General features: G+C 74.0%; 18 protein-coding genes and 1 pseudogene. 8 read left to right on the forward strand and 11 right to left on the reverse strand.

Annotated features, from left to right (window positions below; genetic code table 11):
• Nucleotides 1-20: 20 nt before the first annotated feature.
• The 3 genes from B085_RS0106745 to B085_RS0106755 form a co-directional block, all read right to left on the reverse strand.
• Complete coding sequence (locus tag B085_RS0106745; protein WP_018557805.1) at nucleotides 21-491, reverse strand: SPW repeat protein; 471 nt, start codon at nucleotides 489-491, stop codon at nucleotides 21-23.
• Between the two features lie 203 nt (nucleotides 492-694).
• Nucleotides 695-1084, reverse strand: a complete 390-nt coding sequence (locus tag B085_RS0106750) for a hypothetical protein (RefSeq protein ID WP_018557806.1) — start codon at nucleotides 1082-1084, stop codon at nucleotides 695-697.
• Complete coding sequence (locus B085_RS0106755; RefSeq protein WP_018557807.1) at nucleotides 1081-1365, reverse strand: ribbon-helix-helix domain-containing protein; 285 nt, start codon at nucleotides 1363-1365, stop codon at nucleotides 1081-1083. Before B085_RS0106755 ends, B085_RS0106750 begins: the two co-directional genes overlap by 4 nt.
• A 126-nt stretch (nucleotides 1366-1491) precedes the next feature.
• Here B085_RS0106755 and B085_RS0106760 point away from each other — a divergent pair, with 126 nt between their 5' ends.
• The 3 genes from B085_RS0106760 (at nucleotide 1492) to B085_RS0106770 (ending at nucleotide 3993) form a co-directional block, all read left to right on the forward strand.
• Nucleotides 1492-2154 (forward strand): maltokinase N-terminal cap-like domain-containing protein, encoded by a 663-nt coding sequence (locus tag B085_RS0106760; protein WP_018557808.1) that lies wholly within the window; start codon nucleotides 1492-1494, stop codon nucleotides 2152-2154.
• A gap of 432 nt (nucleotides 2155-2586) precedes the next feature.
• Nucleotides 2587-3381 (forward strand): SDR family NAD(P)-dependent oxidoreductase, encoded by a 795-nt coding sequence (locus tag B085_RS0106765; RefSeq protein WP_018557809.1) that lies wholly within the window; start codon nucleotides 2587-2589, stop codon nucleotides 3379-3381.
• A gap of 153 nt (nucleotides 3382-3534) precedes the next feature.
• The gene (locus tag B085_RS0106770) at nucleotides 3535-3993 is read left to right on the forward strand and encodes a GNAT family N-acetyltransferase (RefSeq protein ID WP_018557810.1); all 459 of its coding nucleotides are present in this window, start codon (nucleotides 3535-3537) and stop codon (nucleotides 3991-3993) included.
• A gap of 27 nt (nucleotides 3994-4020) precedes the next feature.
• Here the strand turns inward: B085_RS0106770 and B085_RS0106775 are convergent, their stop codons facing one another.
• The 3 genes and pseudogenes from B085_RS0106775 to B085_RS46625 form a co-directional block, all read right to left on the reverse strand.
• Nucleotides 4021-4716, reverse strand: coding sequence for a hemerythrin domain-containing protein (locus B085_RS0106775; RefSeq protein ID WP_018557811.1), 696 nt, complete (start codon nucleotides 4714-4716; stop codon nucleotides 4021-4023).
• Nucleotides 4717-4852: 136 nt separating this feature from the next.
• Nucleotides 4853-5644, reverse strand: a complete 792-nt coding sequence (locus B085_RS0106780; RefSeq protein ID WP_018557812.1) for a hypothetical protein — start codon at nucleotides 5642-5644, stop codon at nucleotides 4853-4855.
• Nucleotides 5645-5807: 163 nt separating this feature from the next.
• Nucleotides 5808-6263, reverse strand: a pseudogene (locus B085_RS46625) (RNA-guided endonuclease TnpB family protein); the annotation flags it as partial.
• A gap of 233 nt (nucleotides 6264-6496) precedes the next feature.
• Between B085_RS46625 and B085_RS0106790 the strand changes: the two are divergent.
• Complete coding sequence (locus B085_RS0106790; protein ID WP_018557814.1) at nucleotides 6497-7708, forward strand: CaiB/BaiF CoA transferase family protein; 1212 nt, start codon at nucleotides 6497-6499, stop codon at nucleotides 7706-7708.
• 79 nt (nucleotides 7709-7787) lie between these two features.
• On the opposite strand, the gene B085_RS0106795 is transcribed toward B085_RS0106790, so the two are convergent.
• On the reverse strand, nucleotides 7788-8594 hold the full coding sequence (locus B085_RS0106795) for a DUF6461 domain-containing protein (RefSeq protein WP_026250752.1): 807 nt from the start codon (nucleotides 8592-8594) through the stop codon (nucleotides 7788-7790).
• 120 nt (nucleotides 8595-8714) lie between these two features.
• On the opposite strand from B085_RS0106795, the gene B085_RS0106800 reads away from it, so the two are divergent.
• From B085_RS0106800 to B085_RS0106810, 3 genes are all read left to right on the forward strand, one after another.
• Nucleotides 8715-9350 (forward strand): TetR/AcrR family transcriptional regulator, encoded by a 636-nt coding sequence (locus B085_RS0106800; RefSeq protein ID WP_018557816.1) that lies wholly within the window; start codon nucleotides 8715-8717, stop codon nucleotides 9348-9350.
• Nucleotides 9347-10726: an MFS transporter gene (locus tag B085_RS0106805; protein WP_018557817.1), complete on the forward strand. Its 1380-nt coding sequence runs from the start codon at nucleotides 9347-9349 to the stop codon at nucleotides 10724-10726. The genes B085_RS0106800 and B085_RS0106805 overlap by 4 nt, the downstream gene beginning before the upstream one ends.
• A gap of 279 nt (nucleotides 10727-11005) precedes the next feature.
• Nucleotides 11006-11929: an oxidoreductase gene (locus B085_RS0106810; protein WP_018557818.1), complete on the forward strand. Its 924-nt coding sequence runs from the start codon at nucleotides 11006-11008 to the stop codon at nucleotides 11927-11929.
• 26 nt (nucleotides 11930-11955) lie between these two features.
• Here B085_RS0106810 and B085_RS0106815 read toward each other — a convergent pair whose 3' ends face one another.
• The 3 genes from B085_RS0106815 to B085_RS0106825 all read right to left on the reverse strand — a co-directional run bounded on the left by B085_RS0106815 (nucleotide 11956) and on the right by B085_RS0106825 (nucleotide 15003).
• Nucleotides 11956-12882 (reverse strand): universal stress protein, encoded by a 927-nt coding sequence (locus B085_RS0106815; RefSeq protein ID WP_018557819.1) that lies wholly within the window; start codon nucleotides 12880-12882, stop codon nucleotides 11956-11958.
• Between the two features lie 610 nt (nucleotides 12883-13492).
• Complete coding sequence (locus B085_RS0106820) at nucleotides 13493-14380, reverse strand: universal stress protein (protein WP_018557820.1); 888 nt, start codon at nucleotides 14378-14380, stop codon at nucleotides 13493-13495.
• Nucleotides 14381-14430: 50 nt separating this feature from the next.
• Complete coding sequence (locus B085_RS0106825; protein ID WP_018557821.1) at nucleotides 14431-15003, reverse strand: hypothetical protein; 573 nt, start codon at nucleotides 15001-15003, stop codon at nucleotides 14431-14433.
• A gap of 246 nt (nucleotides 15004-15249) precedes the next feature.
• Between B085_RS0106825 and B085_RS0106830 the strand changes: the two genes are divergently transcribed.
• Nucleotides 15250-16158 carry an alpha/beta fold hydrolase gene (locus tag B085_RS0106830; RefSeq protein WP_018557822.1) on the forward strand — a complete coding sequence of 303 codons (909 nt, stop codon included), beginning with the start codon at nucleotides 15250-15252 and terminating at the stop codon, nucleotides 16156-16158.
• Nucleotides 16159-16319: 161 nt separating this feature from the next.
• Here B085_RS0106830 and B085_RS0106835 read toward each other — a convergent pair whose 3' ends face one another.
• Complete coding sequence (locus B085_RS0106835; RefSeq protein ID WP_018557823.1) at nucleotides 16320-17426, reverse strand: type III polyketide synthase; 1107 nt, start codon at nucleotides 17424-17426, stop codon at nucleotides 16320-16322.
• Nucleotides 17427-17532: the final 106 nt, after the last annotated feature.

Raw genomic sequence — 17532 nt, forward strand, 5'->3', positions numbered from 1 at the left:
CGGATTCCGGCGGGAGCCGGTCAGATGCGTGAGCCTCCCGTGGGGCCCCTCATGTCCGAGGACTTCCCCCGGCCGGTGCCCGGCCGCATCGAGGCCGCCGCCAGCGCGAGCAGCAGCGCGATGACGCCGACGACCACGTTGTTGACGATCGTGCGCGTCGTGCTGACGTCTCCCGCGATGCACCAGGGCGAGATGATCGTCCACAGCCCGATGACGGCCGCGGCCCACGCCATGGAGTGGGTGCGCTCGAAAGCCCTGCCCACGCCGCCCATGAGCATGGCGTACGCGACGCCGGCGATCAGGTTGCCGACGGCTATCGTCGACAGGCCGTTGAAGCCCACGATCCAGGGGGACGCCGCCAGGTAGGTGCCTGTCACCAGGCCCATCGCCTCGATCGCCTGACCCCGGTTGGTGGCGGTCGTCCGTTCGTACTCCGCGCGCAGCGCCAGCAGGTCGGGGTGCTGCTCGATACTCGGTCGCGTAGAGGCCATCTAAACCATCCCCACTCATTTCGGACCTTTCACCCGACACTTACCCACGTGGCGGCGGCCGAGACGTGGAGATTCCCGCGGAAGGCCGGAAGCCCGTCCGACGGGCCTTCCCCCGCCGTTCAGGCCTTCCGCCCCGGTTCCGCGGAAGCAGCGGACGCACGCCCGGCTCACGGGCAGGGCGCTCCGCAGGCCCGCCGCGGGGATCAGTCGATCTGCTCGGTGTCGATCCGGGCGTCCACGCGCTTGTACGCGTCGGGTTGCTGGGTGAGGACCGGCAGGCCGGCGGAGAGCGCCAGGTGGGCGGCGTGGGCGGTGGCGATGTCCGTCGCCCGCTCGTGGGCGATCTGCGCGACGGACCAGCAGGTGGCCTCGCCGAGCGCCCGGAAGACGAAGCACGGCGCCGCCAGGGCGTCCTGGAGGCGTTCGTACACCTCGCCGAGGACCGACTCGGTCAGTCCCTGCGCGAAGGGGACCGCCGGGACGTACAGCGGGACCGCCGTCTGCGCCGAGCGGATGACCCGGGCGACCATGTACGGCCGCCCCAGAGCCAGGGCGCGGACGGCGGTGTGGTCGAGGATGTACCCGCCGCTCACGCCGCCTGACCCGGGTCGGCGGAAGGAGAGGTCTCGAAGCCGCGCCTGGCGTCGGCGGAGGCGACGGCCTCGAGGGCGGCCTCCCACTCGCCGGGGTGGTCCTGGCGGGCCCGGGCGGCGAGCCAGTCGACGGCTCGCAGGGCGCGTTCGGTGCGCTGGAGCCGTTCGGTGACGGCCGCCTCGATGAACGCGGACCGGTTGCCGCCGGGGCCGCCGGCCAGCTTGTCGACGGCGGCGACCGTGTCCTCGTCGAGCGTGATGGTGACCTTCTGTTTCGCCATACCGCCACCTTACCGATGTATGGCCGGATGGGCGACGATCGTCACCCGGCCGGGCGACCGCGTCGTGTCGGCGCCGGATGGGACGATGTCCCCCGCACGCACGGACTCAGGGGAGGCTCCACCGGCATGTCGCTCATCCACCGCACGACACTGACACCGACCAAGCTGGAACTGCTCACCGACTGGCTCCCCCGGCAGCCCTGGTACGCCGGCTCGGGGCGGCGGCCGGAGCTCGCCAAGGCCGGCGGCTTCCGCCTGGACGACCCCCTGGGCGAGGTCGGGGTGGAGTTCATGGTCGTCACCGACCAGGACGGCGCCGCCTACCACGTACCGATGGCCTACCGCGGCGCGCCGCGGACCGGCGCCGAGGACGCCCTCATCGGCACCACGGAGCACGGGGTGCTCGGCAGGCGCTGGATCTACGACGGCGCCCACGACCCGGTCGTGGTGGCCCAGTTGATCGCCCTGGTGCGCGGTGAGGCCAAGGCGCAGGCCCAGAGCGTCAGCGACACGCCCGACCCGAGCGTCGCCCGCCACTACGCCGGGCCGTCGGGCGCCGTGTCCGGCGCCGGATCCGTCACCGACGGCCCGCAGGCCACGACCGACGTCACCGTCGACGCCGGACCGGCCGGCCGCCTGGTCCTCCGCGTGACGCGCGCCCTGCGGCCCGGTGCGGCCGACGACGGGGCGGGCGATGTGCTGGGCCACGTCGAAGCCCCCTGGCAGCAGCCGGACGGCACCGGGGCCCGTGCCGTCCTCGCGAGCCTGCGGAAGGCCGCGAACGGCTGATCCCCCGGGGCGGTGATCACCCAACGGCGGTGTACGGACCGCGAGTTCGCCGCCCTCCCGGCATGAAGATCATGGGGGGCCCGCCATGGGAGCCGTCTGCGGGGTGTTCACCTCGCTCGCCGACGCGCTGTCGTCCCCGGACACGGCGCTCGGGCGCGCCGAGCGGACCACCTTGGCGGACGCCGGCTCGGGCTTCCTCACCCGGGCGGCGTCGCCGTGTTCCTCGGACCGCTGCCGGGATGGCGGGGCCCGCCGTCCGGCGCGCCGGACCGACCGGCCCCATGGCCGCGTTGACGGTGCCGGATGCGTGCCGTCAGGGCCCGGTGACCAACTGCGGTCGCTCGCCGCGCGGCGGGATGGGGCCGGGCGGAGACTGGGAGGAGCACACTCGTGCTGCCGTGATCGCCGGCCGGCTCGCCCCAGGGAGCGGACATGCGCATCGACCTCACCGGACGGACCGCCTTGGTGACGGCATCGACGCAGGGCATCGGAGCGGCCGTCGCGGCCGGGCTCGCGCGTGCGGGAGCCCGCGTGGGCGTGAACGGCCGCGACCCGGAGCGGGTGGACCAGGCCCTCAAGGAGCTACGGGACGAGCTGCCGGACGGCGAGTTCGTCGCCGTCGGAGCCGACGTGGCCACCGACGAGGGCGCCGAACGGGCCCGCGAGACGGTGCCGGACGTCGACATCCTCGTCAACAACCTCGGCGTCTTCGGCGCCAAGGACGCACTCGACATCGACGACGCCGAATGGCGCCGGTACTTCGAGGTCAACGTCCTGTCCGCGGTGCGCCTCACGCGGATGTACATGCCGCGCATGCTGGAACAGGACTGGGGCCGCATCCAGTACATCTCCAGCGAGTCCGGCGTGGCGATCCCCGTCGAGATGATCCAGTACGGCATGACCAAGACGGCCATGCTCGCCCTCGGCCGCGGCTTCGCCAAGAAGGCCGCGGGATCGGGCGTCACGGTGAACTCGGTCCTGGCGGGCCCGACCCGCACCGCGGGGGTGGAGGAGTTCGTCCGGGGGCTGGTCGGCAGCGAGCTGCCCTGGGACGAGGCGCAGCGTGTCTTCATGCGCGAGCACCGCCCGCAGTCCCTGCTGCAACGCCTCATCGAGCCGGCGGAGATCGCCAACATGGTGGTGTACCTCAGCTCCGACCTCGCCTCGGCCACCACGGGCGGCGCCCTGCGCGTCGACGGCGGCTGCGTGGACGCGATCGTCCCCTGAGGGGACGTCAGCGGGACGGCGGCACCGTCCGTGCCGGGCGCCCCGGCGCCTCGTCGAGGACGGCGAAGGGCACCCGACCCGGCGCCGCACGGGTCCCGTCCCGGCGGCTACGCGGCGGTGGAGCGCTCCGCGCGGCGCAGTAGCCTTGCGATCATGACGGACTGGGACCTGCGGCCGGCTGCGGCCACGGACGTCGAGGCGGTGGCGGAGTTGCGGGCCGTCGTGCTGCGGGCCGACCTGGAACGGCTCGGGCGGTACGACCCGCACCGCGTACGGCAGCGGCTGCGGGACGCCTTCGCGCCGGACCACACCTGGGTCGTCGACGTGGACGGCGCCTTCGCCGGCTGCGTCGCTCTGCGGCCCGCCGTGGACGCCCGTTGGCTGGAGCACTTCTACCTGGACCCGCGTCTGCAGGGCGGCGGCATCGGAACGGCCGTACTGCGGGAGCTGCTGGAACGGTCCGACCGGGACGGCGTCCCGGTCCGGCTCAACGTGCTGCGCGGCAGTGCGGCCCGGCGGCTGTACGAGCGGCACGGGTTCACCGTCGACACCGAGGATTCGGTCGACGTGTTCATGGTGCGCGAGCCCCGTGCCGCCGCGTCCGGCGGTTGACGCGCGGCGGCCGTCCGGGCGCTCCGGTCAGCCGAGCCGTCCGGTGCGGGGCGGTGTGGCCGTGCCGTGCAGCTTCCTGGCGTAGGCGCGGTACCGGCGGCGGCACCGTATCGGCATGAGCACGCGGACCCGCAGCGGCGCGCCCTTCAGGAGCCCCTTCATCACGGCGGGGTCGCCCTCGTAGAGGGTCATCCCGAACTGGAGGTCCAGCCGGTCCGGGGCCGTCCTGGACATGCCGTGGGCCCCGAGTTCGGCCCACTCCGCGGCCGTGACGTGCTTCTCGGCCAGCGGCAGGATCGACTCCTCCTCCAGCCGCATGTGCTCGAACGCGATGCGGTTCAGCCGGTCGGCGATCTCGGCGACCTCCTGCCCCCGCACGGAGTCACCGCCGACCCGCCAGCTGCGGACCGCCGCGGCCAGTTCGTCGCAGACGGCGTGCAACTGCGAGTGCTGCTCCTCCATCACGTGTACCAGCGGGGCGAGTTCACCGCTGACCCGCTCCAGGAGCCGGGGCCACAGCCCGATGTCCTCGCCTTCGTGGTGCCCGACCAGCGCGGAGAGCATGATGTCGATGTGCTCGGCCACGACGCGGGTACGCGCCAGGTCCCCGTCGGCGACGCCCCGCACGAGTGCGGGCGTCAGCCCGAACTCCCGCCGGAACATGGTGTGCACGACGTGCATCTCCTTGACGTTGGCCATCGGCACGGCGTTGTCGGTGCTCATCTGCTCTTCCTGGTGGGAAAACACGATCCGCGGCGGACCCCGGGGCGCGGCGCGGGCACGCGGCGGCGGCCCGGAAGTCACATACTTGCCTCGTCAAGTACATACGCGCCCCGACGCGCATGTCAACCCGGCCCGGTCACGCCCCGGCCCGACCCCTCCCGGCCCCGGCGCGGGCGGCGCCCCTGTCACGCCCCCGCGGACGCATCAGTGCCAGGTCCTCGCCCCACGCGTCCAGCACGGCGCCGTGCCCGGCGCGGCGGGCCACCGCCTCGACGCGGGCGAAGAGCTCCCGCTGCACGGACACCTCCCCCGTCGCGGAGACGGCGTCCGCGGCGTCGAGCAGCGTGCGGGCGTCCCAGCCCGGCAGCGGGTACCGGGCGAGTTCCCACTCCAGGTATTTGTTGTAGGGGCGGGGGCGCCGGTCGAGGGCGAAGAGCAGTTCCAGCAGGAACCCGACGCTGTCGGCGGCGTCGAGCCGTGCCGCGAGCGCGTGTCCGTCGCGGTCGTTCTTGACCGAGCGGTAGAGGGAGTTGGCGTAGGCGTCGAGCCACAGACCGGCGTCCCGGGACGCCTCGTCGGCGTCGAGTCGTGCCTTGGCCGCCAGGATCCGGGCGATCCCTCCCCCGAGCCGGTCCAGCACGATCCGCGCGCGGGCGAGGGCGTAACGCTCGAACCCCGGCATCCCGGCGGCGCGGAACTCCTCCAGGGAGACGATGACCAGGTCGAGTTCGGCGGTGCGGTGCCCGGCGAAGCGTGTGAGATCCGTCGTCGCCCCGTCGGCGACCACGACGTACAGGTCGTGGTCGGAGTGGTCGGTGGTCATGCCCTCGTGGGCTCGCGAACCCTTGAGGACGAGGCCGACGACGGCGGGATCGGCCGCGGCGGTCTCGACGAAGGCCTCGTAGGCGAGGGGCTGCTGTGAGGTCACCGTGCGCTCTCCCGGGGATGAGGTGGGCGTGCCGGGGCGCCCGCCCCGCCATCGGTCCCAGGGGAGGCTACGCCCAGCCGCGGGAGGCGTAGGCCTTGTCGTCACATTCCCGCCTGCTCAGCGACGCCTGGCACGGCACTCCCCCAGCTCCGCTGGGAGGTGCTACCCGCACCGACGTGGGTGCGGACGGCAGGTCGCGGGACCACACCACCGTCAGCACGATGCCGCCCGCCAGGCGCAGGCGTCCGTCCTTGAGCCGAAAACCCCGGGTGGTGTAGTTCAGCGACGGTGCAGCCTCGTGCTTCCGCTTGATGCGAGGCATCCCGGCCCGACCCCGCATCGGCAGCCGCGCCGCGATGTCCTTCAACGCCTTGGGCCGGGATTTCGCGAAGTCCCGGATGACCTGCTGCTGCGGCACCGAACTGCCCTCCCGCAGCCACGCCATCGACCGCCGCGCCTCGGTCAGCATCCTGTCCAATTGCGCCGGGCCACACGTGATCTTCTGCCCGCCGATCCTGTTCAAGCCATGGACCCTGCGGGACACCGCCACACACTCGTTCCACCCCCACCGGCACCGCGCCCACTCCGCCTCCAAACCGGCACCCGCCGACGACGACACCCGCAGCCGGTAGGTGAACCGGGCATGCCCAGAACACTGTCGACGTCACGCCCCGGAAGCTAACAGCCCCCACCGACAATGAAGGGAGCAGTGCCGGTAGGAACGGATACACAGAGAGCTCCGCCGCTTCGCGGCTCCGCTCAAGGACCCATTCCTTCCCGGCCTCAAGGCCGCGGCATCCTGGGAGAAATCAGGTGAACGTTCCCGTCCGCACGCAGACCAGGAGCACGACCTTGCAGCCATCACAGCAGCAGTCACAGCGGCAGTCGGAGGGGCCGGCAGAGCGGCAGCCGCTGGAGGGCGTCACCGTCGTCTCGGTGGAGCAGGCCGTCGCCGCGCCGTTCGCGACCCGTCAGCTCGCGGACCTCGGGGCCCGCGTCATCAAGGTCGAGCGGCCGGGCGGCGACTTCGCGCGGGAGTACGACAGGGCCGCCAAGGGTGAGTCCGCGTACTTCGTCTGGTGCAACCGCGGCAAGGAGAGCGTGGTCCTGGACCTCAAGCAGGAGGCCGACCGGGCCCTGCTCGACCGGATCCTGGCCGGGGCCGACGTCTTCGTGCAGAACCTCGCCCCCGGTGCCGCCGAGCGGCTGGGCCTGGGGGCGCAGGCGCTGCGCGCGCGGCATCCGCGGCTGATCTGGTGCGGTGTGTCGGGTTACGGCGACGACGGGCCCTACGCGGCGAAGAAGGCGTTCGACCTGCTGGTGCAGTGCGAGTCGGGGCTGGTGTCGCTCACGGGCACGTCGGAGAGCCCCGCGCGGGCCGGGATCTCCATCGCCGACATCGCGGCCGGGATGTACGCGTACACCGGTGTCCTCACCGCCCTGTACGAGCGTGAGCGCACGGGCGAGGGCAGCGCCTTCGACGTGGCGATGCTCGACGCGCTCGGCGAGTGGCTGGGGCAGCCGCTCTTCCACGGCCTGTACGGGCGGGCGCCGCTGACCCGCAGCGGCGCCCGGCACCCGTCGATCTCGCCGTACGGCCACTACCGGGCGGGCGACGGCGGCGAGGTCTTCATCAGCGTGCAGAGCGACCGGGACTGGGTCGCCCTGTGCGAGAAGGTGCTGGAGCGGCCCGAACTGGTCCGCGACCCGAGGTTCGCGGACAATCCGCTGCGCCACGCCCATGACGACGAGCTCACCGCGATCATCGAGGAGCGCTTCGCCGCCCTCGCGGCGGACGAGGCCCTGGAGCGCCTCGACGGCGCCGGGATCGCCACTGCCAGGCTGCGGTCGGTCGCGGAGTTCGCGGCCCATCCTCAGCTGGAAGCCCGCGACCGCTGGCGGGAGTTCGGCACGCCGTCCGGCCCGCTGCGCGGGCTGCTGCCGCCGGTGACGGTACGCGGGCGCGAGGCGCTGATGGGGGCGGTGCCGGCGCTGGGCGAGCACACGGACGCGGTGCGCGCCGAGTTCTCCGCCCCGCCGGAAGGGACGGGGGGCGGCTCGTGAGCGGCCACGCGGCAGTCCCGTCGGAGTGACGGCTCCTCACCCAGGGAGGTCCGCCGGCCCAGGCACTGCGCTCTGCGGGTCAGGGAGCGGGTGACGAGGGCCCGCGGACGACCGTCGGTCCCGCGGATTCGGCGCGGGCGCGCGCCATGGCGCCCTCGACCTGGTCACGGGTGACTTCCCTGGTGAAGCGTTCGCCCTGGGCGTCGGTGATGTCGATGCTGATGCCGGTCCACTCCTCGACGGGCTCCTCGGGTACATGGCCGAGCTGGTATTCGGCGACACGGAGCAGTTCCTCCGTCACGCGGACGCCGGTCAGCCGCTCGGCGAGGGCGAAGGCCGCCGCCTTGGTGTCGACGAGCTCTGCTGCCTCTTCCTCGTCGCCCGACAGTGGCCAACCAACCCCGCGGATCATCGAGTTGAGGGCATCGGGGGTGCTGCCTTCCCTACGAGTGGGCCACTCGAACGTGGTGCGCAGTTCCGCGTCCTCGTACCAGTGGAAGAAGTGCATGGGCTTGCCTCCGTTGCTGGAGTGCACCACGGCGCGCCCGCCCGCCGACAGGGTCTCCAGGAAGCGCTGCCGCATCCCCGTGCCCCCCTCTTCGAATTGCAGGACGAGCGTCCAGTCACCGCCTTCGCCCGGGACGGTGAACGCGCCGGCGACGAAGGAGTCGTCCCAGTAGTCCCCCGGGTCGCGCAGCTCGTCCTGCCGCTCGATCAGCGCGTCGGCTCCCGTGCACGTGCCCTGGGGCTCCGCCTCCATCACGCGCAGCACCTCCCCCGGGGTGGCACCCCGCACCAGGGTCAGGGTGTACCCGCACTCCAGCGCGTAGCCGAACAACGGAGAGGAACGTATCCAGGCGTAGTCATCTGCGGTCGCCGAGGTCATGCGGCACAGTCTGCCCGCCGCCACCGACAAGCCCGCGGAACGGGCCTGGGCGTCGGCGCGGACCGCGGACACCGACCCGCCCGTAGACAGTGTCTACGCCGAGCTGGTAGACACTCCCCCATGACGGACGGCGGCTCCCTGCGGGAGCGACTTGTCGATGCCGGCGTGGACCTCGTGCTGGCCGGGGGCACCGCGTCGGTGGGGCTGCGTGAGATCGCACGGCGGGCGGGGGTGTCCCACGGCGCGCCGCGGCGCCACTTCCCCACGCACGATTCCCTGCTGTCGGCGATCGCCCGGCGCGGCTTCGAGGACCTGCACGCGCGGTTCGCGACCGCGACCGCGGACGCGACCGGGCCGCGCGCCCAACTGGCGGCCGCCGCACGGGCGTACGTCGGGTACGCACTGGACCACCGCGGCATGTTCGAGCTGATGTTCCGCCACGACCTCCTGGACGGCGCGCCGCAGGCGGACGGCGGCCCGCGGCTGCGGGAGACGTCGCTGCCCCTGTTCCGGGCCATCGTCGACCTCGTCGTCCGGTGCCGGGCGGAGCAGGACGCCGCAACGGCCGCCGCCCCGCCGCCCGCCGCGGTGACGGCGGCGGCCCTCTGGTCGAATCTGCACGGTCTCGTCCAGCTGTGGACCTGGGGCAGTCTCCAGGCCGTCCTGGGCGCTGACGGCCCCGGCGCGGAGTCGCCGGGCTACGAGCCGCTGGTCACGGCGGTCATCGACGCCCATCTCGGGCCGGTGCCCGCGTGATCTCCCCCGCGCGGCGGCGGATCGCGCTCGCGGCCGGCGCCGCGGGCGCCGCGATCGTCGCCCTGGACGGCGGAGTCCTGCTGGTGGCACAGCCCAGCCTCCAGCGCGACCTGGACGCGAGCGTGACCGAGGTCCAGTGGACCAGCACCGGTTACCTGGTGGCGGTGGCGGCCCTGCTCGTGCTCGCGGGGCGGCTCGGGGACCGCTACGGTCACCGGCGCCTGCTCTGCGCGGGGGTGCTGGGTTTCGGGGCGGCGTCCGCCGGGATCGCCGTCGCGGGCAGCGTCGGGTGGGTGATCGCGCTGCGCGTGGCCCAGGGCGTGTTCGGGGCGCTCCTGCAGCCCGCGACGCTCGCGCTGCTGCGGCTGGCGTACCCCGAGGACCGGCTGGGAAGGCCGATCGCCGTCCGCACGAGCGTGCTCGCGGTGGCCGCGGGAGCCGGCCCGGTAATCGGCGGGCTCGTCGTGGCGCACCTGGGGTGGCGCGCCGTGTTCTGGATCAACGTTCCCGTCGCGCTCGCGATCGCCCTGCTCACGCTCGCCGTCCGGGTGCCGTCGCCGGAACGGCCGGCGGACGGCGGAGGGCGGGTGGGACTGGCCGGCGCGGCCCTGCTCGCGACGGCGCTCGCGGCCCTCGTCCACGCGCTGGCGGGCATCCCGGAGCGCGGGTGGACGGGCACCGGGACACTGCTCGGACTCCTCGCCGCGGCCGGGGCCCTCGCGCTGCTCGTCGCGTACGAGCGGCGCGCGGAGCACCCCAACGTGCCCCGCGCGGTGGCCCGTTCGGTGCCCGTGACGGCGTCCGTCGCCATCCTGCTGGTGACGACCGCGGGGCTCTTCGGCACGTTGTTCCGGGCCACGTTCCACCTGCAGGACGCGCTGCGTCTCGATCCGCTGGCCACGGGCCTGAGGGTGCTCCCGCTGACGGCGCTCATGGTGCTCGGCGCACCCGTCGCCGGCGCCGCGCTGCGCCGGTACGGGCCGCGTCGCACCGCGGTCTGCGGCACGCTCCTGGTCGTCCTCGGCATCGCGCTGCTGTCGCGGTCCGGCCCGGGCGGTGCGTGGGCCCCGATGGCCGCCGCGTTCGCGGTGCTCGGCGCGGGCTTCGCGACCGTCATGGTGACGGCCACCGCCTCCGTCGTGGGCGACGCCCCGCCCGGGTACGCCGGGGTCGTCGGGGGCCTGAAGCAGACGGCGATGAACGTCGGGCCGACCCTGGGCATCGCGGTCGCGGCCGGGACGGCGGGAGCGGCAGGAGAGGCGGGGGTGCCGGACGCCGCGATGGGTACCACCCTGCTCCTCCTCGCCGCGGTCGCCGCCCTCGGCCTGCTCCCGGCGTCGCTGCTGCCCCGGCCGGGCCGGGCGCCCGCACGGTAGTACGAGGTGAACGCCCGGTCGCCCGGGCCCGCCTCGTAGACCCTCTCCCCGCCGGCGGAGCGGACGAGGCGGGCCCCTTGGGCGCGGCGACGTGACGGCTCGTCACCGGAACGTGCACCTCGGCTTGGTGCCGGGTCCGAAAGGGATCGGCAAGCGCGGTCATCGTCCCGCATCGCGGGTTCACGGGCTGCCGTGGGCACGGCGGTGGGCGCACCGCCGCTTTCCGGCGGCGCGGGACGCCGGGGGATACTCCGGGACGGCGAAAGGAAGCAGTCACCCATGACCACTGACAGGATCTCCGCAGCCGCAGCCGCAGCCGCCCCCGCGGCCGGCACCTGGCTCCTCGGCGACATGAGGGTCAACCGCATCGGCTTCGGCGCGATGCGGCTGACCGGCAGCGCCGCCTTCCACCTCGGTACGCCCAGCGACCGCGACCGCGCGATCGGCGTGCTGCGCCGCGCCGTCGAACTCGGCGTCGACCACATCGACACCGCCGCCTTCTACTTCTCACGGCTGCGTTCGGCCAACGAGCTCATCAACTCGGCCCTGGCGCCGTACCCCGAGGACCTGGTCATCGCCACCAAGGTGGGGCCCGCGCGGGACGCCTCCGGGGAGTGGGTCACGGCCGCCCGCCCCGACCAGCTGCGCGGCCAGGTCGAGGAGAATTTGCGGCAGCTCGGCCGCGACCACCTCGACCTGGTCAACCTCCGCTTCATGGCGAGGACTTCCGTCGCCGAGCACTTCGGCGCCCTCGCCGAGCTGCGCGACGCCGGGCTCGTCCGCCACCTCGGGCTCTCCAACGTCCGTCCCGAGCACCTGGCCGAGGCGCGGGCCATCGCCCCCGTGGTGTGCGTCCAGAACCCCTACGGCGTCGACGCCCGCGACAGCGACGGCCTCCTGCGGGAGTGCGGTGCCCAGGGCATCGCCTTCGTGCCCTTCTACTCCATCGCCGGCGGGGGCCGCGACCGCGGACCGGACGCCGCCGGTGCCGAGAGCGACGCCGTGCTCGCCGTCGCGGCCGCCCACGGCGTCTCGCCCGCGCGGGTGCGGCTCGCGTGGACGCTCGCCCAGGGCGACCACGTACTCGCCATCCCGGGGACGGGCGATCCGGAGCACCTGGTCGACAACCTGGCGGCGGGCGCACTGCGGCTGACGGACGAGGAGACGGCGCTCATCGACGCGGCCGGCCGCCCCGCGCGCTGACCCGGGCCGCGCCGGGGTGCCCGGGGTCAGTCGTGCGGGACGACCGCCACGGGCGCCTTGGCGTGGTGCAGCACCCCGTGCGTCACCGGGCCGACGTGCAGTCCGGCGGCCGCGTGCCGGACGCGGCGGCCGACCACGACCAGCGAGGCGTCGGCCGCCGCCTCGATCAGATGGTGCGCCGCCCCGCCGGTGAGGGAGTGCTCGACGACCTCGACGGCGGGGTACTTGGCCCGCCACGGCGCCAGCACCTGCGTCAGCGCCCTCGCCTGGGCGCCGGTCAGCTCGTGCTCCAGGTCCAGGGCGACGGCCGCGGGGTTGTAGCCGTAGGAGGCCGGCAGGTTCCAGCCGTGGACGACGCGCAGGCCCGTCCCGCGCAGCATGGCGGCCTCGAAGGCGAACGCCAGCAGATCGTCGTGGGGCCGGGTCAGGTCGATGCCGAGCACCACGTCGCGGAAGGGCGTGTACTGCGAGACCAGCCCGTCGAGGTCCGGGCGGTGCTCGTCCTCGCCCTTCTCGCCGGCCCGTACCAGGACGACGGGCCGGACGGCCTGGGCGACGGTCGCGGAGGCCACGGAGCCGACGAGGAACCCGGCGAGCGCGCCGAGGCCGCGGGAGCCGAGGACCAGCAGTTCCGATTCCTCGGCCGCCGCCGCGAGGGCCGCCGCCGGCTGCCCGCTCACGAGATCGGCGGTGATCTCGAGGTCCGGATGGCGCCCGCCCAGTTCGGCGGCGGCGTCGCGGGGCACGGACTCGGCCCACTGCCGCTGGGCGTCGGGGTCCACCGCGGCGACCGCACCGGCCAGCGGGGCGTAGACGGAGCTGTACGGCTGCCACTCGTGGACGTGCACGAGCCGCAGCGCCAGCCCGCGGCGCAGTGCCTCGCGGGCGGCCCAGTCCGCCGCGGCACGGCTCTCGGGCGATCCGTCGAGACCGGCGGTGACCGTACGGGACATGAGGTGCCTCCTGGCGAACGGGACGAAGGACATGGGCTGTTCGCCCCCAGCTTCCCGGCGGCCGCGGACCCCGGGCAGGGGCCGCCGGGCCCGGTCGGGGGCCGAACGGCCCATGGGCGACGGCACGCGCCATTCGGGACAGTCGGGGGCAGGTCACCGCTGCGATCAAGCGTACGGGGGCGGGCCCGGGCGCGGCGGCAGGGGGTCACGCCGCAGCGACCGGGGACATCGGGCGCCGGCTCTCCGGCCTCCGGGGACCCGGGGATCCGCGAACCCGGGCCGACCGTCGAGGAGACGGACGAGGCCCCGGGGCAGGAGATCGTCTCGGACGTGGACCGCCCCCAGTGGGCGTGGCCCAGTTCACGAGTACGCGACCGCCCCGCTTCGACCTGAGCGCCGGCCACGTGTTCACGCACGCCCTCGGCATGGGCCGGGGGAGGACGTCAGTCGTGCGCGCGAAGGCGGCGACGTCCGGCCTTCGCGCAACGGCGATCCAGACCACGTCGGCGCAACCCCCCCGACAAGACGGCCCCCTCGTCACGGTGGGCGGACGACCGCGGGAACCCGGGGGCGCCCCGCGCCGCCCCACGTCACGGCGGCCGACCCGCCCTCACCGCCCGGCGGCGGACCCGCGCACCACGGCTATCGGGCAGTGCGCGTGGTGCAGCAGCGCCTGGCTGACGGAGCCGAGCACCAGCCCGGCGAAGCCGCCCCGTCCCCGCGCGCCGACGACGAGGAGCTGTGCGGTCCGGCTCGCCTCGATGAGCGTCTCGCGGGTCCCGCCGCGCACCGCCCTCGTCCGGACCTCGACGCCGGGGTGGGTCTCCCGCCGCCCCGCGATGGCCTCGGCGACCAGGCGTTCCTCGGTGCGGGCGAGTTCGCCGGGCTCGCCCGCGTACGGCATCGCGGGGTCCTGCGGCGGCGGCACCGGTGTGTGCCAGGGGGTCCACGCGTGCAGGACGAGGAGTCCGGCGCCGCGCAACGCGGCCTCGGCGAACGCGAAGTCGACCGCGTCCGCGCCGGCCGGGGAACCGTCGACGCCCAGAAGGACCGGGCCGCCGGCGGCCGACTGCTCCCGGACCACCATCACCGGGCACTGGCCGTGGGCGGCGAGGTGCACGGCCGTCGAGCCCAGCAGCAGGCCGATGAAGCCGCCCATCCCGCGGGATCCCACGACCACGAGTTCGGCGGCGCGCGACTGGGCCTCCAGCACCGTGAGGGGTTCCCCGGTCACCACGGCGTGGGTGACGTCCACCTCCGGTGCCACGCTCCTGGCGCGTTCCACCGCCTCGGCCACCACGCGCTGCGCCGCGTGCCGCAGGCCGCCCTCGGGCGGTCCGAGGCCGGAGGGCCCGAGGGGCACGTGCATCGCCGGCCACAGGAAGGCGTGCACGATCCGCAGTCCCGCGCCGCGCAACGCGGCCTCCCGGGCCGCCGTCCCGACCGCGGCGAGGCTCGAGGCCGAGCCGTCCGCTCCCACGACCACCAGACCGCTCACCGCGCCTCCTTCGCCGCACTGCCGACCGTCCGCCTCTGGCCTCCCCGGGCTCAGGCCCTGCGGTGGCCCCACGAGGGGCCGGTCTCCTCCCACTCGCGGGCCCACGCCGCCGCGCGGTTGCGGTCGATCTGCAGGCGGACGACCCAGCGTCCGGCGAGGACCAGCGCGCAGGCGCCCGCCGCGGCGACCGTGCCGAAGACCACGCCCTGGGCCTCGGCCTGCGCGGGGGTGAGCCGGTTCTGCTGCAGCCGGCCGCCGGCGTCCAGCCAGACGGTGGCGGGGGATCCCGCGGGGCTGCCCGGTTCGACGCGGGCCTGACCGGTCCGGGTGGAGCCGTCGGGCGCGGTCCACCGGACGGGGGTGAGGACCTTGCCGATGGAGCCGGTGTACGGGTTCTCCACGGCCCTCGCGGCGTCCTCGGTCAGGAAGGCCGTCGCCAGGTGGGTGCCCTGGCTGCGCCGGAGCTCGGAGTCCTCCACCGCGGCCGCCGTGGCCGCACCGGCCGCCGGGGCCCCTGCGGCGATCAGCAGGGCGGCCGCCACGCCCGTGCAGGCCTCCACGACGTCGCACCGGCGCCGCAGCGGATTGCGGCGCCATTGCCAGAACACCGCCCTGCCGCCCATGGCCGTGCTCCCTTCCCTGTCCGACGACCGTCGCACGCGCCGGCTCTCCCGCAGCAGGGGCCGCACGGATCATTTCCGCCACAGGAGGGGGCCGACCGGCCCATCCGTGCGTACGCGCCGGGCGTGCCCGGCGCCGCCGCACAGGATGTGACGACCGTCACCCGCCGGCGATCGAACTTCACGTGCCGCCCCGCGTCCTGTCGGTGTCCTGGACCGTCCTGGACACCTTCCGGATACGGAGTACCGATGCCCGCCCCCCTGACCGGCCCCCTGTCCCCCGGCACCCACACCTTCGAGGTGGACGGGGTCGTCCAGCGCTACCACGTCCACGGCACCGGCCCGGTGTGCATCGCGCACTCGGGCGGGCCGGGCGTGTTCTGGGAGTACCTGCGCATGCCCGAGGTCGAACGGCACCTCACGGTCGTCTACCCGGAGCCCGTCGGCACCGGCGGGTCGGGCCGTCTCCCCTCGCACCCGCACGGGTACACCCGTGAGCTCTACAGCCGCTTCCTGGACGCGCTCGTCGACCGCCTGGGCGTCCCGCGCGTGCACCTGCTCGGGCACTCGCACGGCGGGTTCGTCGTCCAGTACCACGCGTTGCGCCGGCCCGCGCGCGTCGCCGGGGTCGTCCTGTACGACAGCGCGCCGGTCACCGGCCCCGAGCACGGCGCCGAGGCGATGCGCATGGTCCAGGAGTTCGCCGCCCGGCACGCGGGCCATCCCGGTCTGCCGGAGGTCCTGGGGGCCCTCCAGGGGGTGTCCGCGATCTCCGACGACGTGGAGATGACGGCCGCCCTCAAGGGGCTGCTGCCCGCGTACTTCGCCGACTACTGGGGCCGGGAGGAGGAGTTCGCGCCGCTGCGCGCCGCGGTGGCGGGTACGCACATCTCGGGACTGGACGAGCACCTCGTCCCCGATGCCATCGACGACCGGGGGCAGCTGGGGGCTCTCACCGTGCCGGCGCTGGTCGTCGCCGGCCGGTACGACGTGATCTGCGGGATGCGGTGGGCCGGTGAACTGCACGAGCTGATCCCCCAATCGGAACTGGTGGTCCTGGAGAACAGCGGGCACTTCGGCCACCTCGAGGAGCCCGGGCGCTTCGCGGAGGCGGTCGTGGGCTTCGTGACCGCCCGGGAGCGGGTGGTCCCCGCCTGACGGTCCGGCGGAACGAGAGCGACGCGGCGGCCGCGTGGCCGCCGCGTCGCGAGCCCGTACGGGCCTCACCCGGCCGTCGGGGGCCGGGCCGGCCGGTGGCGGGGACGCCGTGGCGTCCCCCATCACCGCCGGCCCCGACCGCCGCCCGCCGGGGCCGCGGCTCAGGTGATGACGTCGTACTCCCCGTAGGAGTGCTGGGGCGCCATCGTGGAGTCGAGCCCGTTGGTGACCCATGTCCCCAGGACCATCTCCGCGGTGATGCCCGGGCCGAAGCCGGCCAGCAGTCCGCGGTGCCCGTCGAGGGCGGAGCCCTCCTCGAACATCCGGTACAGGGCGTCGAGGACGACGGCACTCGCGATGTTGCCGTACTCGGTCAGCGTCGCCCGGCTGAACCGGAACGACTCCGGCGGGACGCCGAGGAAGCGGCACAGGTCGTCCAGGATCCGGGGGCCGCCGGCGTGGATGATGTAGTAGTCCAGCTTGGCGGCGTTCCACGCGTGGTCCTCGGCGACCTGGCGCAGCACCGGTGCCAGGGGCTCCATGGTGCCGGGTACGCGCTTGTCGAGCTGGAAGTGGAAGCCCGTCTGGCGCACCGCGTAGGAGATCCACTCCTCGGTGTTCGGGATGAGGTAGGAGGCGTTGCGCTCCAGCCGCATCCCGGTGCCGCCGCTGCCGCGGACGACGGCGGCGGCGATGCCGTCGCCGAACAGTCCGTTGGACAGCAGCGTTCCGACGCTGAGGTCCGTGGGCTGGTAGCACAGCGAGCAGAACTCGCATGCCACGATGAGGGCGTTGGCCTCGGGGTACGCCGTGCAGAAGTCGTGGGCGCGGTTGATGGCCGCGCCTCCAGCGGCACAACCCAGCTGTGCGATCGGCAGTTGACGGGTGTCGTGGCGGAAGCCCATCTTGTTGATGAGCCACGCGGTCAGCGAGGGCATCATGAAGCCCGTGCACGACACGTACACGATGATGTCGATGTCCTCGGGCTCCAACTCGGCCTGGTCGAGGGCCTTTCGCACGACGGCCGGTACCCGTGCCTTCGACTCCGCCTCGTAGATCTGGCTGCGCACGTCGAAGCCCGGATGTTTGAGCACCTCTTCGATCGGCTGGATCAGGTGCCGCTTCTGAACGCCCGTGTTCTCAATGAGCCTGAGGGTCAGGCCGAGTTGCGGGTGGTCCTTGTGCAGCCGTCGTGCCAGCTCAAGCGTTTGTTCGCAGGTGATAACGTTGTCGGGAACCGATATCACCGGCTTGCACAGAACAGCCATGGGTGGCTCCATTTCCTGCCCCTCGGCGGGCTATGGTCCATCTGGTGCGCTGCTCCGGGATTTCCGGAGCAGGCCCGTACCTGTCACGAAAATGCGGTAGGGGGTA

It is taken from the genome of Streptomyces sp. BoleA5, assembly GCF_000373665.1.
Lineage (GTDB): Bacteria > Actinomycetota > Actinomycetes > Streptomycetales > Streptomycetaceae > Actinacidiphila.

Bases quoted from the DNA above. Each gene is read 5' to 3' on its own strand.
- B085_RS0106745 (WP_018557805.1), bottom strand. From the start codon at position 491: ATGGCCTCTACGCGACCGAGTATCGAGCAGCACCCCGACCTGCTGGCG.
- B085_RS0106830 (WP_018557822.1), top strand. From the start codon at position 15,250: ATGCCCGCCCCCCTGACCGGCCCCCTGTCCCCCGGCACCCACACCTTC.
- B085_RS0106775 (WP_018557811.1), bottom strand. From the start codon at position 4,716: ATGAGCACCGACAACGCCGTGCCGATGGCCAACGTCAAGGAGATGCAC.
- B085_RS0106795 (WP_026250752.1), bottom strand. From the start codon at position 8,594: ATGACCTCGGCGACCGCAGATGACTACGCCTGGATACGTTCCTCTCCG.
- B085_RS0106825 (WP_018557821.1), bottom strand. From the start codon at position 15,003: ATGGGCGGCAGGGCGGTGTTCTGGCAATGGCGCCGCAATCCGCTGCGG.
- B085_RS0106810 (WP_018557818.1), top strand. From the start codon at position 11,006: ATGACCACTGACAGGATCTCCGCAGCCGCAGCCGCAGCCGCCCCCGCG.
- B085_RS0106770 (WP_018557810.1), top strand. From the start codon at position 3,535: ATGACGGACTGGGACCTGCGGCCGGCTGCGGCCACGGACGTCGAGGCG.
- B085_RS0106765 (WP_018557809.1), top strand. From the start codon at position 2,587: ATGCGCATCGACCTCACCGGACGGACCGCCTTGGTGACGGCATCGACG.
- B085_RS0106755 (WP_018557807.1), bottom strand. From the start codon at position 1,365: ATGGCGAAACAGAAGGTCACCATCACGCTCGACGAGGACACGGTCGCC.
- B085_RS0106835 (WP_018557823.1), bottom strand. From the start codon at position 17,426: ATGGCTGTTCTGTGCAAGCCGGTGATATCGGTTCCCGACAACGTTATC.
- B085_RS0106800 (WP_018557816.1), top strand. From the start codon at position 8,715: ATGACGGACGGCGGCTCCCTGCGGGAGCGACTTGTCGATGCCGGCGTG.
- B085_RS0106815 (WP_018557819.1), bottom strand. From the start codon at position 12,882: ATGTCCCGTACGGTCACCGCCGGTCTCGACGGATCGCCCGAGAGCCGT.
- B085_RS0106760 (WP_018557808.1), top strand. From the start codon at position 1,492: ATGTCGCTCATCCACCGCACGACACTGACACCGACCAAGCTGGAACTG.